The sequence below is a fragment of the Aquimarina sp. Aq107 genome (assembly GCF_943733665.1).
Classification (GTDB): Bacteria; Bacteroidota; Bacteroidia; order Flavobacteriales; family Flavobacteriaceae; genus Aquimarina.
Map to the genome: position 1 here is coordinate 1557064 of NZ_OX030782.1, position 17700 is coordinate 1574763.

Consider the following 17700-nt stretch of genomic DNA (forward strand, 5'->3'; position numbering starts at 1 on the left):
TTTTTTTTCCATTTTTACGTTCCAATATAGATATTCGTATTTTTGCGATAACACATCCAAAAAATGGCAAAAAAAAAGGTAACAACAAAAAGGAAAACTTCAAAAAAACCTAAAACTCCTTTAAAAGAAAAACTAACCTTATCCAGACAACAAAAAGTTATTTTGGGTAGTTTCCTGTTTTTTTTGGGGATTGCATTATTCTTTGCGTTTGTATCATTTTTCTTTAATTGGAAAATAGATCAAAGCGAAATATCTCAATTTCCAAATAGAACTTCTTCTGCTAAAAACTGGCTAAGTATATCAGGGGCAAAAGTCAGCGACTTTTTTATTTTTAGAGGGTTTGGTATTTCTGCAATAATAATTCCAGTATTGATTTCTTTATCTGGAGTTTATTTGTTTTTTGATCTAAACAAAAAGAAGCTTGCAGGATTTTGGTTCTGGGGAACGCTGGTGATGCTATGGATTTCTGTGATTTTTGGTTTTGTACAAAAAGAAAGTGGATTATTTGCAGGAGTGATAGGGTTCGAAATTAATGATTTGATGCAGGACTATATTGGTTTTATAGGAACCGTATTGGTTTTAGCGTTTTTTGCAATTGTATATATAGTTGTCCGCTTGCGTTATACTCCAGAAAAAATTTCTGCTTCTTTAAGGAAAACCCAAACGGAGATTACAAAGGATTATGAGTCTGCTAAAAAGATAAATGGTTCGAGAACCCAAAGAAAAGAAAATAAAGAAGTAGTATCTAAGACAGAGAATATATCTGCAGGCGATACTAAAGAACTCTCAGTAGATACACCTGTATTAGAAAAAGTTAAAACTTCGACAGAAACTAAGACGGCTACCAATTCTACCAAAACAACTGTAAACGAGTTTTTCGGTAATCCAGAAAACCAATCTGATGAAATTCCTGAAAAATTAATTATCAAGTCCGGAGATAATCCTGATGACATTGCTATGGAAGTCGAGACTGTTGTGGAAGAAGAGGAAGTTGAAAACTTAAGTGCAAAACTGGTGAAAGATTTTGGTGAGTTTGATCCAAAATTAGAACTAGGTAATTTTAAGTTCCCAACTATTGAATTGTTAAAAGATTATTCAATTCAAAATGGAGGGATAACTATTGATCAAGGGGAGTTAGAAGAAAATAAAAATCGTATTGTAGAAACATTAAAAAACTACAAAATAGAAATTGCTCAGATTAAGGCTACAGTTGGTCCTACAGTTACGCTTTATGAAATAGTACCAGAAGCTGGAATCCGTATTTCTAAAATTAAAAATTTAGAAGATGATATTGCTCTTTCTTTAGCAGCTTTAGGAATCAGAATTATTGCTCCGATTCCTGGTAAAGGAACTATCGGTATTGAAGTACCTAATAAAAAATCGACAATTGTTTCTATGAGATCAGCGATTGCTTCTTCTAAGTTTCAAGGAGCAGAGATGGAGCTTCCTTTATCTTTAGGAAAAACAATTTCTAATGAGACTTTTGTTGTGGATTTAGCTAAAATGCCTCACTTATTAATGGCTGGAGCAACAGGACAAGGTAAATCAGTAGGATTAAATGCTATCTTAACATCGCTCTTGTATAAAAAACACCCTGCAGAAGTTAAGTTTGTTTTAGTAGATCCTAAAAAAGTTGAACTTACCTTATTTAATAAAATAGAACGTCATTATTTGGCCAAACTACCAGATGAAGAAGAAGCTATTATTACTGATAATAACAAGGTGATTAATACATTGAATTCTCTTTGTATAGAAATGGATGCTCGGTACGATTTGCTAAAAAATGCAATGGTCCGTAATATTAAGGAGTATAACGCTAAGTTTAGAGCTAGAAAATTAAATCCAGAAAATGGGCATAAGTTTTTACCTTATATAGTACTTGTAGTAGATGAGTTTGCAGATCTTATTATGACCGCTGGTAAAGAGGTAGAAACACCAATTGCTAGATTAGCACAATTGGCAAGGGCTATTGGGATACATTTAATTATTGCAACTCAAAGACCTTCGGTGAATGTAATTACCGGTATGATTAAAGCGAATTTTCCGGCAAGAATTGCTTTTAGGGTAACATCTAAAATTGATTCTCGTACGATTTTAGATACTGGTGGTGCGGATCAATTGATTGGTCGAGGAGATATGTTATATACACAAGGTAATGATCTAGTTAGGATTCAATGTGCCTTCGTAGATACGCCAGAAGTAGAGAGGATTACAGAGTTTATAGGAAGCCAAAAAGCGTATCCAGATGCGCACTTATTACCAGAATATTCTGGAGAAGAAAGTGGCACAAGTCTTGATATAGATGTAAAAGATAGAGATAAACTTTTTAATGATGCAGCAGAAGTTATTGTCACAGCGCAGCAAGGTTCGGCGTCTTTATTACAAAGAAAACTTAAATTAGGTTATAATAGAGCAGGAAGATTAATTGATCAATTAGAAGCAGCCGGTATTGTAGGCCCTTTTGAAGGGAGCAAGGCTAGGCAAGTTTTAGTAACAGATTTAATTGCTTTAAAACAATTGTTAGACGCTGAAAAGTAATTAAATTATATAAAAGAGTTTTTTAAATACAATAGAAATACATAGATGATACATAGAATATTTTTTTTAGTAGTAACACTTTTTATAGCAAATACTCAAGCACAAGATGCTAAAAAACTTTTGGATGAGGTGTCCACTAAAGTAAAGAGTTATGATAATATAGTTATTGGGTTTAAATACGCGCTTAATAACCCAGCGGAAAATGTTTCTCAAGAAACAAGAGGTGACGTAACTCTTTTGGGAGAAAAGTACTTATTAAATTTAATGGGGACTGAGCAAATGTATGATGGTAAGAAATTGCATATGATAGTTCCTGAGGATGAAGAAATAAATATTTCTTCTCAGAGTGCCGAAGATGAATCCAGTGTTACCCCTTCAAAAATGCTTACTTTTTATGAAGATGGTTATACTTCTAAGTTAGATATTGTGCAAGATGTACAAGGAAGAAAGATTCAATTTGTTAAATTGGTTCCTATTGATTCTAATAGTGAATTAAAAGAAATTTTATTAGGTATAGATAAGCAAACAAAACATATTTATAAATTGATTTTGATGCAAAATAATGGAACTAATATTACAATTACAGTAAATAGTTTTAAAACAAATCAACCATTGTCAAAAACATTATTTGTTTTCGATGAATCAAAATATGCTAATTATTATATCAATCGTTTAGATTAATGATATATTTATAGGCTAATATTAAAAACAATTTACATCCCGAAGATTTCGGGATTTATTTTACAGACGAATAGGTGAAAATACTTGACAGATATATTCTAACGACTTTTTTAAAGACTTTTTTCCCACTCTTTATTATCATTATGTTTATTCTTTTATTGCAAACAATCTGGTTATTTATATCAGAGTTAGCTGGAAAGGATTTAGATTTTGCAGTAATAATAAAGTTTTTAACATATGCTACTCCTAGATTAATACCAATGGTACTGCCATTGACCATTCTTCTTACATCAATAATGATATTTGGTAATTTTGCAGAAAACTATGAGTTTGCTGCAATGAAATCATCTGGAATATCATTGCAGAGAGCTATGAGAACATTAGCTGTTTTTATATTTTTTGTAGGTATTGGTGCGTTTTTATTTTCCAATACCGTAATTCCTAATTCTGAGCGTAAGTTTGTAAACCTCCGTAAAAATATTGTAAAAGTCAAACCGGCTATGGTGATTACTCCCAATCAGTTTAATGATTTGGGAGATATTAATATACGTGTATCAGAAAAATATGGAGATAATGATCAATTCTTAAAAGATGTGATCATTCATAAAAAAGGTGCAAGACTTGGTAATTTTACTGTAATAAAAGCTACCGATGGAGAATTACAAGGAAGTATTGATTCTGATTTGATTACACTTGTCTTAAATGATGGAAATTATTATGAAGAGGTTCAACCAAAATCTCCTAAAAAAAGAAAAAAACTGCCGTTTGCTAAAACCCATTTTAAACAATACATATTAAATATAGACTTGTCATCTTTGGATAATGTTGATATGGATGCTCAACAATATAGTAAAGGGTATAATATGTTAAATGTAAATGGACTAAGACAACAAATAGATACGTTATCTATTCAGGTAAATCAAGAAAATATTACAACCGAGGATGATGTAAATCGAAGAAACGGTTTTAAAGAATTAAATAGAAATCTAAAAATAGATACCTTAAAAGTAGCTGCAAAGGATACTATAGATTTAATAAATGATCGATTTAATACTAAGCAAAAGTCTCAAATCTATAATCTGGCATTTTCTAACGTTGATGGAGTCATAAGAAGACTTCAAACAGCTAAAAGAACATTAGATGTTAAAAAGAGAGCACTTAACAAGTATGAAATGTCATTACATGATAAGTACGCTCTAGGTATAGCTTGTATTCTATTATTTTTCGTAGGAGCTCCATTAGGTGCGATTATAAGAAAAGGAGGATTAGGGTTGCCAATTGTTATCGGAGTTGTTCTATTTCTAACATATCATTTTATTGGAATCTTTGCTAAGAATGGGGCAGAAGAAGGAGGGATTCCTCCATTTGTTGGATCTTGGTTGTCTACGTTTATTATTTTTCCACTTAGTATTTTCCTAACGTATAGAGCTACTAGAGATAGAGGATTAGCGAGCTTTGACATGTTAGTTCAACCTATTCGAGATTTTTTTGAAAAGAGATCGGATAAAAAGAATAAAAATAAAAGTTTATCGATTGATCAAGAAATTGATATAGAGATAGATCAAAATACTCTTATTGAAGTTGAGAAAAATAAAATAAGTTTTCAAGAAAATTCTTCGTTAGTGTTTGCATTGTTTTTACTATTGTTAATAGTAAATATTGTAATTATGTTGATCTCAAAGGATGCTGGTGGTAATAAAACAATGCTATTAATTTTTAATGGTCTAGGTGTAATCTCGTATCTCGTCTTTTTTGCTAAGTCATATGCTAATCTAAAAAGTTTTTATACAAAACTTGAAGGGTTATTAGAGAAACCATCCTTGATATTTTTTCTAATTGTCGGCATTCCATTATTTCCGATAGTATATTTTTTCTATACTAAGAGATTGAATAAAGATTTTAAGAAAATCAGATAATTAGTGGATACTATTCCATTTAATAATTATATAAAGTACCTTTGCTTTTAAATTAAGAATTGTATTGCTATGTCACAAGTTACTGAGACTAAAAACAAGTTAAAACTGAATACTATCCAAGAAGCTATAGAGGATATTCGCCAAGGAAAGGTGATTATTGTGGTTGATGATGAAGATAGAGAGAATGAAGGAGATTTTCTTGCAGCAGCGGAAAAAGTTACTCCGGAAATGATCAATTTTATGGCAACTCATGGGAGAGGGTTAATTTGTACTCCAATAACAGAACAGCGTTGTGAAGACCTTAAACTAAATATGATGGTCGATAACAATACGGATCCTATGGAAACGGCTTTTACAATTTCTGTAGATCTTAAAGGGAATGGAGTAACCACAGGGATTTCTGCTAGTGATCGTGCTAAAACTGTGAAAGCTTTAATTGACCCAGATACTAAATCTTATGATTTAGCAAGACCTGGCCATATTTTTCCATTAAAAGCAAAAGAAGGTGGTGTTTTACGACGAACAGGACATACAGAAGCTGCAATTGATTTTGCTAGATTAGCAGGATTACAACCTGCTGGTGTTATTGTAGAGATTATGAACGAGGATGGTACAATGGCAAGACTTCCTCAATTAGTAGAGGTTGCTAAAAAGTATGATCTTAAATTAGTTTCTATTGAGGATTTAGTTGCGTATCGCATGCAACACGATTCGCTTATAGAAAAGAAAGAAGATTTTGATATCGTAACACGTTTTGGAAGTTTTAGATTACGAGCTTATAAGCAGACGACAAATAGTCAAATTCATATAGCATTGACAAAAGGAAGTTGGTCCGATAATGAACCGGTACTTACTCGTATCAATTCTACATTGTTTAATAATGATATTCTTGGTACGCTAACCAACAATGCAGATGAACGTTTGGATGCTATGTTCACTCGTATTAACAAAGAAGGTAAAGGCGCAATTGTTTTTATTAATCAAGAAAGCCAGTCTTTTAATTTATTAAACAGATTAAAAGCGTTACACGAAGCACAAAACGGAAGTGATATTGTTAAAGCACCAAAAATAGCAATGGATACCAAGGATTTTGGGATAGGTGCTCAAATTTTACACGACCTAAATATTCATAAACTTAGATTAGTGTCTAACTCTGTTCAACAAAAACGTGTTGGAATGATAGGGTACGGATTAGAAATAGTAGAATATGTAAACTACTAAGAAACCGTCCCTTTTTATAATATACTTTGTAGAGCTTCAATCATTTTTGAAGCTCTTTCTTTTACCTCTGCTTCGGACCAACCTACTTTTATTAAACAAGAAATTGTTCTACCCATCCAAGCATCACTAGCATCAAAAGATTGATTATTTCTTTGTAAACCATCTAACTGTGCTTGCGATAACGCATTTAACGATGTAGGCTGTAATAGATGTTCCCATTTTTTATAATAGTGCCAGTTATTATCGAACCAATAAAAACAGGCATCTACTCCTTGACTACCAAGGGCCTTGTGTCCTTTTCTTGCTAAGTCTTCAGAAGGTAAGAATATATTTAAAAAAGCATAACTTTCAACTCCAGTTTCTGGAACTCGTCTAAAACTTACTTGTGGTAAGTCTGATAAAGCCTCTCGAAAAATTGAGTAATTTTTTTCTTGAATAGCTATAGTCTGATCTAACTTTCTTAATTGAGCAATACCAACAGCAGCATTCAATTCAGAAAGTCTATAATTATATCCTAAAAAGGGGTGTGATTCTGCTCCGCGATCGTTACCAACGTGATCGTGTCCATGATCTTGATACTTATGAGCATTATCAGCGTATGTTTTAGAATTGGTGATCAATCCACCACCTTCTCCGCAGGTAACAGTTTTTACATAATCAAAAGAAAAACATCCTAAATCACCATAACTACCTAATGGTTTACCATCATAACTACCTCCAATTGCTTGGCATGCATCTTCTAAAAGGATTAAATTGTTCTCTTCACAGATTGCTTTTAAGGCCTTTAAATCAGCCATAGAACCACACATATGAACGGGCATAACCGCTTTAGTTTTTGATGTAATTGCAGCCTTTACCGCCTTAGGATTTAAAGTTAATGTGTCATCAATATCACATAAGATAGGAGTAGCTCCAACAGAAAGGATTGCTTCAAAACTGGCTACAAAAGTAAAGGTAGGCATGATTACTTCATCACCTGACCCAATACCAGCAGAGGCTAAAGCCACTGTAAGAGCTGCTGTACCACTAGATACTACTTGAGCATATTTCGTTTGCATTCTTGCAGCTAAATCTCTTTCAAGTTCTAAAGCTTTATAATGTCCATTACGATTCCCATCAAAACCATAACGCATTAAAACTCCATTGTCTAATACATCTTGAACTTCTTTTTTTTCTTCAGCTCCAAATAGCTCGAATCCAGGCATAGGTGAGGTGTTAAATTAAAAACTCTTTTCGGCAAAAATACCGAAAAGAGTTTTGATTATATAGTGTATGTTTTATCTTTTTATTTAGTCATTCTCAATAATCATGGTAACAAAACTAAAGTATCTAGCAGGATCTCTAAGAGAAGCACTATAGGAGCCTTGTTTACCAAGTACTTTCCCTTTATGATTGAGTGCAATTATATTAGGAAACCCACCTTCTTTATTATATTTAGCTAGTAGTTTTTTATTTGCTTTTAATTGTTCCTCAGAAATTACATCCATTCTTCTGGGAATATCTACTTTTAATAAAATCACTCTTTTTGATAGTTCCTTAAATCTCATGGTACTAAAAAAATCTTCTTCAAGCATAATACAAGGAGCACACCAATCACTACCGGTAAAATACATAAGAATTGGTTTCTTAGCATCTTTAGAAATTTCTTTAGCAGTTTCAAAATCATTTAACCAGTACAACTCACTATTTTGAGCAAATACAGCCGTTGTAGCGATTAATGATAAAAACAGAACTATTTTTCTCATTTTTTATTAAGTTTTATGTGCAACAAAAATATAACATTTTTAAGACACCAAATATCCTGCCAAGTATTGATTACAATGTAATGACGGTTTCATTAATAGAACGTCTTACTTTTTTTAAATCAGCAAACATATCATCTTTAGATCGATATCCAACAGGTAGAACTAACACAGAAGTTAACCCCAATTGAGTAAGATTCAGAATTTCGTCATATTTTTCAGGAATAAAACCTTCCATAGGACAGGCATCTATTTTTTCTGTTGCGCATACGGTTAACAGATTTCCCATAGCTAAATATGCTTGTTTAGCTGCCCAATTAGAAATTTCATCTGCACTTTTATTTCCAAAAGAATCTATCAGTTGCTCTTTAAAAGGTTTTAATATTTCCTCGGGAGTATCTCTTATTGCTTTTACATTATCAAAATATTTTGTGATATATGCTTCACCTACTGTGTTTTCAATACAAAAAATTAAGATATGAGATGCATCCGCTACTTGTTGTTGATTCCAAGAATGTGCGGTAAGTTCTTTCTGAATTTCCTTATCATTTAAAACAACAAGTTTTAAAGGTTGCAATCCATAAGAAGTGGCAGTTAGGTTAAAAGCTGTAGTAAGTATATCTATTTTCTCTTGTGGTAGTGTACGAGTATTATCAAACTTTTTTGTCGCATATCGCCATTGAAGGCTTTCAATAATTTCCATCCTAGAATTTTAAAAAATATAGAACAAAGATACAGGTATAACGAGTATCTTTATTCATTAAAATGATAAGAAAAAACTATATAACTATTGTATGAATACTATTGATGAATTAATCAAAAGATCAGAAACTAGGATCTTCAAGGCTGTTTTTCCTAATACAACCAATCATTATGAAACTTTATTCGGCGGTACAGCGTTACAATTGATGGATGAGGTTTCTTTTATTTGTGCTACCCGTTTTAGTAGAAAAAAGGTAGTGACTATTTCTACAGGGAAAATTGATTTTGAAAAACCTATTCCAGAAGGTACCATTATAGAGCTTGTAGCTAGGATTCATGAAGTGGGTAGAACTAGTTGTATGGTAAAAGTTGATATCTATAAAGAAGAGATGTATAACTATGATCGTGAAATAGCGGTTTCAGGGTTATTTAAATTCGTAGCAATTGATAATGATAAAAAACCAATCCCTATTATTGATAAAAACTGAAAACTAATAAAAAAGCGCACTCTTTAAAGAATGCGCTTTTTTATTATGATATATATTACTATTTATCTCCTAATTGCTTAATTTTTATTCTGAAAGCAGCAAAAAGTAAAGTAGTAAACGGACTAAGCCAATTGAAGATGGCAAAAAAGAAATAATCTACGACAGGAACACCTAAAACACCACTTTGATAAGCTCCGCAGGTATTCCACGGAACTAATACCGAAGTCACTGTTCCGGAATCTTCTAAAGTTCTACTCAAATTTTCTGGGGCAAGCCCTTTGTCTTTAAATGCTTTGGCATACATTCTTCCTGGTACTACAATTGCTAAATATTGGTCAGAAGCAGTAAGATTTAATGCTAAACAACTAGCTACGGTACTGGCAAATAATCCAAATACAGAGTCAAATAAACTTAATAAAGCTTTGCTAATTCTTGCTAAAGCACCAATAGCATCCATAACACCACCAAAAACCATAGCGCAAACAATTAGCCAAATTGTACCAAGCATTCCGGACATTCCACCAGCTGTAAATAGGTCATTTAATTCTTTACTAGAAGTCTCAACAGCCGTATCTACTGTCATTGCTTTCATTACACCTATATATGCAGAATTGAAGTCAAGTTTTTCAGCTCCAGCTATATCCATAACAATGTCAGGCTGAGCAATAATTGCAGCGATAGCACCTAATAATGTTCCCGCTAGCAAAGCAATTAACGGAGGTGTCTTTTTAATAATAAGACCAATGACAATAACTGGTACTATAAACAACCAAGGAGAAATTGTAAATGCGCTTTTTATTGCTTCTAATTGTTGACCAATTTCTGGAGTCCCAGAAGTATCTAATGTAAGTCCTATTATAATAAAAATAATAAGGGTAACTATCACAGTAGGCACTGTGGTATAGGTCATATATTTTATATGCGAAAATAATTCTCCTCCCGCCATCGCAGGAGCTAGGTTCGTGGTATCTGATAACGGAGACATTTTATCACCAAAATATGCTCCAGAAATAACAGCACCTGCAGTCATACCAAGCGAAATACCTAAGGTGTCACCAATTCCTATTAGTGCTATACCTACAGTTGCAGATGTAGTCCAAGAGCTACCAGTAGCAATAGAAATAATCGCACAGATAATTACACAAGCAGCTAAAAAAATGGTGGGATTAAGAATTTGCAAACCATAATAAATCATTGTGGGGATAATACCACTAATTAACCAGGTTCCTGCTAATGAACCTACCATAAGGAGTATTAATAAAGCCCCAGTAGTTGATTTAACATTTCGAGCAACTTCCTCCATCATCTGTTTGTAAGAGACTTTATTAAAAAAACCAACGATGGCAGCTACCGCTGCTCCTAGAAGTAAAATAAATTGATTACTTCCACTTAAGGCATCATCACCAAAAGCAAAATAAACATTGTAAAATAACATTCCTACTAAAGCAATAATCGGAATTAATGCTTCCCAAATATTTAATTCTCTATTCTCAATAATTTCTTCACTTTGGGGACCAGTGGGATTGATATTTTGACTTTCCATACGTTGTATTCGAAATTTTAAGGATGTAATGTTACGATATTAATAAAATTTATGCAATGTATTTTTTTGTTTGGTTATAAAAAGACTTTAGTTTTCGGCTAATTAAAAGTATTTTGTGTTTTTTACCGATTATATTTGTTTTTTATCGATTAAATATATTATATTTGTATAAGGATATTTATTAAAAAAGTATTTATAAAGTACTTTTGAATCATCATAAGAAAAGATATAAAGGAATTGAATATATAACGAGAGAGAAAAATTGGAATTATCTGTTTACGTTTTTTTGCCCCAACAAATTTAATTTCCCCCAAGATTGAATTTGACAAATTATAAGCCTCATTAATGAGGCTTTTTTGTGCTCATTATTTTCTACTCTTTAGCTGATTTTAAAAGTAAAAAATGTATTTTATCGATTATATTTGTTTTTTATCGATATATAGCTATTTCTTTACTTATTATAAAATATGAAACTTACAGATTAATGATATTTTTGAAATGTGAAAAAGATTTATTATTGAAATAGAATTAGTTTTAACGTTACCTCTATATTTAAATATCCTTTTTTGCCCCAAAATTTATTTCGCCCCCAATGCTAATAAGCCTCTAACCTCAGGAGGCTTTTTTTATTCTTTAAATTTAGAAATATCTTCTTTTAGTGTTTTCCATCAATAAAATGTTTAAAATTAGTGGTGTAAGCACGTTACAATTGATTTTTATACTTTTTGTCGATTAAAAATGTATTTTATCGATGATTTATGATTTTTTTGAAATCATTTTATCACTTTTTTCTGATATAGCATGTATATTTGAAGTGTTGTTAATGATTGATATAACATGAATTAGTTTTAAGGTATTCTTGGAATACCGAAGGTTTGATTACCCCAAAATTGTAAATCGAATAGACCCCAAAATTTGATTTCCCTAAATAAAAGCCTCTTGCCCGGAGGCTTTTTTTATTTGTTAAAAATTGATTTGTTTCATTTTTTATCCAGAAATTAGTACAAAATTAATATTGATGCAGCCTACTTTTACTAGAGGAATAGAATTGTTTTTTTTATTCGTTTTACTCCCTGTTAGTTTTTTATTTACCTATCCAATTCTTGTAAAAGTTGGTTTAACTGTTGCAGGATTTATATACATTCTTGTACATTTAAGAAAATCTAGACTTCTTAAATTAAAATTCCCAGATAAAACTTTTTGGAAACCGTTTTGGAAAGAAACAGTTATTAAACTAGCTATTATTGTTATAATTACTAGTTTGTATGTTTTTTGGGTTGCTCCGGATAAGTTATTTTCTGTTTTAATAAAAAAACCTATTTTATGGGGTGTCATTTTAATTGTATATACCTTTCTATCTGTATGGCCACAAGAGCTTATTTATAGAACTTTTTTTTATGATAGATATGAAAATTTAGTCAAGAGTAAATGGCTATTTATTTTTTTAAATGCAATTCTTTTTTCATTAGCCCATATTTTTTTGAGAAGTTTTCTTGTTCAGTTGCTTACTTTTTTAGGAGGACTTTTATTTGCATTTACCTATCAAAGAACAAAATCAACCACATTAGTTTCGATCGAACATGCTATTTACGGAAACTGGCTCTTTACCGTTGGAATGGGTGATATGCTTGCATTTCCAGATGCAGGTTAATTATTTAAAAATATAATCAGTTTTTTTACGGCTATTGCTCGATGACTGATATTATTTTTTTCTTCTAGAGATAATTCTGCGAAAGTTTCATCATATCCATTTGGTAAAAAAATCGGATCATATCCAAAACCTTGATCTCCTCTTTTTTTCTTAGTAATTGATCCTTTACAAATACCAGTGAATGTATGTAGGTTATCATTAATGCTCAGTGCAATTACTGTTTTAAATTGCGCATTTCGATTTTCCTTTTTTTCTAAGTTTGTAAGAAGTTTCAGCATATTAGCATTAGAATCCTTCGTTTTTCCTGCATATCTAGCAGAATATACTCCAGGTTCACCATTTAGACTATCAACTTGTAATCCAGTATCATCCGCAAAGCAATCATATCCATAATGTTCTTTAATATATTGAACTTTTTGAATTGCGTTTCCTTCAATAGTTGGAGAAGTTTCTGGGATATCTTCGGTACAACCGATATCGGATAGACTTAGCAGTTGAATACGAGAGGGGATAAGCTCTTGTACTTCTTTTAGTTTATTTAGATTGTTAGTAGCAAAGACTAATTTCATAGTACCTTTTTTATTAATGATAAAAGAGTTTATGCTTTGGCGTTATAGTTAGCAACCCACTTTCCTTGTACTTTTAGGACTTGTTCTATAACATCTCTTACGCAACCTTTTCCACCTTTTTTAAACGAAACATATTTAGAGGCTTCTTTTACTTCTGCCACAGCATCTTGCGGACAGGTTGGTAATCCTACCATATTCATAACAGGTAAATCTGGGATATCGTCGCCCATATATAAGACATTCTCCAGTTTTATATTTTTGTTATCTGTGTATTCGTTAAGTTGTTCTACTTTATGATGAGCGCCTAAATAAATATCCTTTATTTCGAGACCTTCTAATCTTTTTCTTACGCCTTCATTTTTCCCTCCAGATATGATACATACATTAAATCCTTGTTGAACTGCAGTTTTTAAAGCATATCCGTCTTTAATATTCATAGTTCTCAATAATTCTCCGTTAGTATGAATTAATACTGTTCCATCGGTTAGAACCCCATCTATATCAAAAATAAAAGTGGTTATATGTTGTAGGTACTCCTTATAGCTCTTTTCCATATTTAGATTGTATTGCTTTGGTAAGTGTTTTGTATAGTTCTATTTGTGAATTATTTTTAAGTATTTTAAGGTGCCGCTCAATCGTTTGGTAATCTTTACGCATAGCTGGTCCAGTTTGAGCGTTTTGAGGTTCCATTTCAGTTATTTTTTTTGCAGTTTCTTGGATTAATGGATGTAAGATTTCAAACGGAATTTTATTTTCTTTACAAATTTCATCTCCCACAGAAAACATATAATTTGTGAAATTATTTACAAACACAGCTGCGACGTGTAATACATTTCTTTGATCAGAATTAATATCATAGATCCTTTCTGATAATTGCGAAGCAATGTTTCTTAAAATTTGGTTGTCTTTTTCATTATCTGCTTCTATACAAAAAGGGATATCGCTGAAATCTACTTTTTTTGTAGCACTAAATGTTTGCAAAGGGTAGAAAACGCCTCGAGCATTTTTGTCATTAATAGTAGTTATTGGAACGCTACCTGATGTATGAACAACTAATCTATTCTCAAAAGGTAATTTTTTTGAAACCTCTTCTATAGCATCATCACTTATTGCTAAAATGTATAGATCGGCTTTTTTTAAATTATTTAGAGAATCAGTAATAGATGCTTTTTTTTGATCTTTATGAATTAAAATTCCTTTTCGATTGTAACATTGTACTACTTCTGTCGATTTTTGATTTCGAAAAGCAGTATATAGATGTTGTGCTACATTTCCGGCACCAAGAATAACTACTGTAATCATTTGGCTAAAATAAGGAACATACTTTAAAAATTAGACAAGTTTTATAGTTCTGTTAAAACCAATAAATAGGATAATTAGAATGTCTGATTATCCTGCCAAAAACACTAAATTTGCCGAGCTAAAAAAATTACAATGCAAAAGAGGTTAGCAAGTATTTTATTTTCTACAAGATTAATGGCTGTTCTATTTTTAGTTTTTGCTGCTTCGATGGCGGTGGGAACATTTTTAGAAGATGGCTATGGTACAACTGCAGCAAGAATTTGGATCTATAACACCTGGTGGTTTGAAGCTATTATGGCTTTTTTTATGATCAATTTTTGCGGAAATATCGTTCGATATAAATTGTACAAAAAAGAAAAATGGGCAACATTACTTTTGCACCTTTCTTTCATTTTAATTCTTCTTGGTGCTTTTATAACTAGATATATAAGTTATGAGGGCGTAATGCCAATACGAGAAGGAGAAACTACTTCAGAGTTTTTATCCGAACGCACATATTTAACGGTTTTTCTTGATGGAGAAATTAACGGAGAACCTCGTAGAAGACCAATTTCGGAACAATTAGAGTTGACTGAGGCTACCAATAATGATTTTACAATTAATACGGATTATAATGGTCAGCCTGTAACAATACAATATAGAGATTATATTACCGGTGCAGAAATGGGCTTAGTGGAGAAGGAAGATGGAGAGAATTATCTTAAGATCGTAGAAGCAGGTGATGGTAATAGACACGACCATTATTTAAAGGAAGGTGAAGTGTCAAATATTCATAATATTTTGGTTGCTTTTAATATACCTACAAAAGGTGCTATTAATATCACTTATAAGAATGATGAATACTATATAGAATCTCCTTTTGAAGGATCTTATTTACGAATGGCTGATCAACAGCAAGGTTTAGTAATTAAAGATAGTGTTCAGCCTCTTATGTTACGATCTTTATACCAAACCGCTGGAATGCAATTTGTAATTCCGGATCCAGTATTAACTGGAACATATGATGTGGTTCCAATTGAGATAAAAGATAAAGGACAGCAAGATGCACTTATTGTCGATGTTACTACTAACGGTGAAACCAAAGAAGTAAAGTTGTTAGGAGGGAAAGGGTATGCAAATGATATGCAGAAAATTTCTTTAGGCGGACTTGATATGTATTTTAGCTATGGTTCTAAGCGACTAGAGCTTCCTTTTGCGTTAAAATTAAATGATTTTATAGCAGAGAAGCAGCCAGGAACAGAAAAGGTTTATAAATCTTTTATGAGTAAAGTAGATATTGTAGAAGAGAATGAGGCGCCTCAACCATATGATATTTTTATGAATCATGTCTTAGATCATAAAGGATATCGTTTTTTTCAAGCATCTTTTGATCCAGATGAAAAAGGAACGGTATTATCTGTAAATCATGATTATTGGGGAACTATGGTTACTTATGCTGGATATATGTTATTATACTTAGGATTAATGCTTATACTCTTCACAAAAGGATCGAGATTTAAAGATTTAGAACAGATGTTAAATAAAGTAAAGTCAAAAAAGAAAGAATTGACCCTTTTATTAACATTGTTTGTTTCAACATTTTCTTTTGCACAACAACAAGAACAACAACAGGAAGAACCAAACCATGTAAATCATCTTCAGACTTTACCAAGTAAAGCTAAGTTAGATTCTATTATAAAAGCCAATGCTGTTGGTAAAGAGCACGCTGCGAAATTTGGTAGTATTATTATCCAAGATGAGCGAGGTAGAATGAAACCTGTAAATACATTTTCTTCAGAATTACTTCGTAAGTTAAGTAAAAAAGATACGTATGAGGGTTTAACGGCAGATCAGGTATTTGTATCTATGGTTGAGAACCCTTTTATATGGTATAGCATTCCTATTATTGAAATACAAAGAGAAAATGATAGTATTCGTAAGATTTTAGGAGTTTCGAAATCAGAGAGAAGAGTTTCTCTTATAGATTTAGTAGAACAAGATGGTTCTTATAAGTTAGATCCTTATTTAGAAAAAGCAAGTAGTACAAGTACACCAAGTAGTTTTGAAAAGGATTTCTTAAAAACGCACGAAAAATTCTATTTGTTAAATCAGGCTCTTGGAGGAGGAATTCTTAGAATTTTTCCGGTTCCTAATGACGAAGGCAATAAGTGGGTATCAGTTCCGCAATTAAATGAACATAAATTTACTGGAATGGATTCTGTTTATACTAGACAAATTATTCCTATTTATGTACAGTCATTACAAGAAGCAAGAACTACAGGTGATTATAGTAAGCCTGATCAGTACTTAGAAAGTATAAAAGCATTTCAAACAAAGTTTGGAAGCGAGGTAATGCCAACAGATGAAAAAATACAAGCTGAGATAGCTCTTAATAAATATGATATTTTTAGAACTTTATATAGATACTATGGAATTATTAGTTTGCTATTTATCCTAATTATCATTTTTGGAATATTTTATTATAAAAATAAGTTTGTAAAAGTGTTAGTAAAAATCTTTATGGGAATTACTGTATTGATTTTTATGGTACATACATCTGGATTAATAATTAGATGGTATGTGTCTGGTCACGCTCCTTGGAGTGATGCATATGAATCTATGATCTATGTAGCCTGGGCTACAATGGCGTTAGGGTTGGCTTTTGGTAAAAAGAGTAACCTTACTGTTGCAGCTACGGGCTTTGTTGCTGCTATTATATTATTTTTTGCACATGAGAATTGGACAGACCCAGCAATTGCAAATTTACAACCTGTTTTAGATTCATATTGGGTTTTAATTCACGTTTCCATTATAGTAGCCAGCTATGGACCTTTCTTTGTTGGTGCTATTCTAGGAATCCTTTCTCTATTATTAATGATATTGACCACTAAGTCTAACAAAAAGAGAATGGCTCTAAATATCAAAGAGATTACTATTATTAATGAAATGGCATTGACTATAGGTTTGGTTATGTTAACCATTGGTAATTTTCTTGGTGGTATGTGGGCCAATGAAAGTTGGGGGCGATATTGGGGTTGGGATCCAAAGGAAACTTGGGCTTTAGTTAGTATTATGGTATATGCTCTAGTAATACACATGAGATTAGTTCCTGGTTTGCGTGGTCGATGGTTTTTTAATCTGATGTCCGTATTTGCGGTTTCGTCTATTTTGATGACATATTTCGGAGTAAATTTCTACTTAAAAGGGTTGCATTCTTATGCGAGCGGGGATCAGGTAGTGACGCCGACTGCAGTCTATTATAGTTTCGTTGTTTGGGCTATTTTAGGAGCTTTTTCTTATTGGAGATATAGTATACATTACAAGAAGTGATATTTTCTAAATAATTGTTTTTCATTGTTTTATTGTTA

Annotated in this window: 14 protein-coding genes; 7 read left to right on the forward strand and 7 right to left on the reverse strand. The window is 31.9% G+C overall.

What is annotated here, in order from left to right; translation table 11 throughout:
• The first annotated feature begins 63 nt into the window (after window positions 1-63).
• The 4 genes from NMK29_RS06330 (at window position 64) to ribB (ending at window position 6356) form a co-directional block, all read left to right on the forward strand.
• Window positions 64-2538 (forward strand): DNA translocase FtsK, encoded by a 2475-nt coding sequence (locus tag NMK29_RS06330; RefSeq protein ID WP_108803084.1) that lies wholly within the window; start codon window positions 64-66, stop codon window positions 2536-2538.
• 45 nt (window positions 2539-2583) lie between these two features.
• Complete coding sequence (locus NMK29_RS06335) at window positions 2584-3219, forward strand: outer membrane lipoprotein carrier protein LolA (RefSeq protein WP_108803085.1); 636 nt, start codon at window positions 2584-2586, stop codon at window positions 3217-3219.
• 143 nt (window positions 3220-3362) lie between these two features.
• Window positions 3363-5135, forward strand: a complete 1773-nt coding sequence (locus tag NMK29_RS06340; RefSeq protein WP_234424248.1) for an LptF/LptG family permease — start codon at window positions 3363-3365, stop codon at window positions 5133-5135.
• 69 nt (window positions 5136-5204) lie between these two features.
• Window positions 5205-6356 (forward strand): 3,4-dihydroxy-2-butanone-4-phosphate synthase, encoded by a 1152-nt coding sequence (gene ribB, locus NMK29_RS06345; RefSeq protein ID WP_108803087.1) that lies wholly within the window; start codon window positions 5205-5207, stop codon window positions 6354-6356.
• 14 nt (window positions 6357-6370) lie between these two features.
• Here the strand turns inward: ribB and NMK29_RS06350 are convergent, their stop codons facing one another.
• The 3 genes from NMK29_RS06350 to NMK29_RS06360 all read right to left on the reverse strand — a co-directional run bounded on the left by NMK29_RS06350 (window position 6371) and on the right by NMK29_RS06360 (window position 8801).
• Complete coding sequence (locus NMK29_RS06350; RefSeq protein WP_108803088.1) at window positions 6371-7561, reverse strand: DegT/DnrJ/EryC1/StrS aminotransferase family protein; 1191 nt, start codon at window positions 7559-7561, stop codon at window positions 6371-6373.
• Between the two features lie 84 nt (window positions 7562-7645).
• The gene (locus NMK29_RS06355) at window positions 7646-8101 is read right to left on the reverse strand and encodes a thioredoxin family protein (RefSeq protein WP_108803089.1); all 456 of its coding nucleotides are present in this window, start codon (window positions 8099-8101) and stop codon (window positions 7646-7648) included.
• Between the two features lie 70 nt (window positions 8102-8171).
• Window positions 8172-8801, reverse strand: a complete 630-nt coding sequence (locus tag NMK29_RS06360) for an NAD(P)H-dependent oxidoreductase (protein WP_108803090.1) — start codon at window positions 8799-8801, stop codon at window positions 8172-8174.
• Window positions 8802-8892: 91 nt separating this feature from the next.
• Here NMK29_RS06360 and NMK29_RS06365 point away from each other — a divergent pair, with 91 nt between their 5' ends.
• The gene (locus tag NMK29_RS06365) at window positions 8893-9288 is read left to right on the forward strand and encodes an acyl-CoA thioesterase (RefSeq protein WP_108803091.1); all 396 of its coding nucleotides are present in this window, start codon (window positions 8893-8895) and stop codon (window positions 9286-9288) included.
• A gap of 58 nt (window positions 9289-9346) precedes the next feature.
• Here NMK29_RS06365 and nhaC read toward each other — a convergent pair whose 3' ends face one another.
• The gene (gene nhaC / locus NMK29_RS06370; RefSeq protein WP_108803092.1) at window positions 9347-10831 is read right to left on the reverse strand and encodes a Na+/H+ antiporter NhaC; all 1485 of its coding nucleotides are present in this window, start codon (window positions 10829-10831) and stop codon (window positions 9347-9349) included.
• A gap of 1018 nt (window positions 10832-11849) precedes the next feature.
• On the opposite strand from nhaC, the gene NMK29_RS06375 reads away from it, so the two are divergent.
• On the forward strand, window positions 11850-12482 hold the full coding sequence (locus NMK29_RS06375) for a type II CAAX prenyl endopeptidase Rce1 family protein (protein WP_108803093.1): 633 nt from the start codon (window positions 11850-11852) through the stop codon (window positions 12480-12482).
• Here NMK29_RS06375 and NMK29_RS06380 read toward each other — a convergent pair.
• From NMK29_RS06380 to NMK29_RS06390, 3 genes are read right to left on the reverse strand one after another with little or no spacing between them, the layout of a single operon-like run.
• Window positions 12479-13051, reverse strand: coding sequence for a non-canonical purine NTP diphosphatase (locus tag NMK29_RS06380; protein WP_108803094.1), 573 nt, complete (start codon window positions 13049-13051; stop codon window positions 12479-12481). The two genes, NMK29_RS06375 and NMK29_RS06380, sit on opposite strands and share 4 nt — an antisense overlap.
• Window positions 13052-13080: 29 nt before the next feature.
• A complete protein-coding gene (locus NMK29_RS06385; RefSeq protein WP_108803095.1) occupies window positions 13081-13605 on the reverse strand; it encodes an HAD family hydrolase in 525 nt (174 codons plus the stop codon).
• Window positions 13589-14353 (reverse strand): Rossmann-like and DUF2520 domain-containing protein, encoded by a 765-nt coding sequence (locus tag NMK29_RS06390; protein ID WP_108803096.1) that lies wholly within the window; start codon window positions 14351-14353, stop codon window positions 13589-13591. The genes NMK29_RS06385 and NMK29_RS06390 overlap by 17 nt, the downstream gene beginning before the upstream one ends.
• Window positions 14354-14485: 132 nt before the next feature.
• Here NMK29_RS06390 and ccsA point away from each other — a divergent pair, with 132 nt between their 5' ends.
• The gene (gene ccsA, locus NMK29_RS06395; RefSeq protein WP_108803097.1) at window positions 14486-17662 is read left to right on the forward strand and encodes a cytochrome c biogenesis protein CcsA; all 3177 of its coding nucleotides are present in this window, start codon (window positions 14486-14488) and stop codon (window positions 17660-17662) included.
• Window positions 17663-17700: the final 38 nt, after the last annotated feature.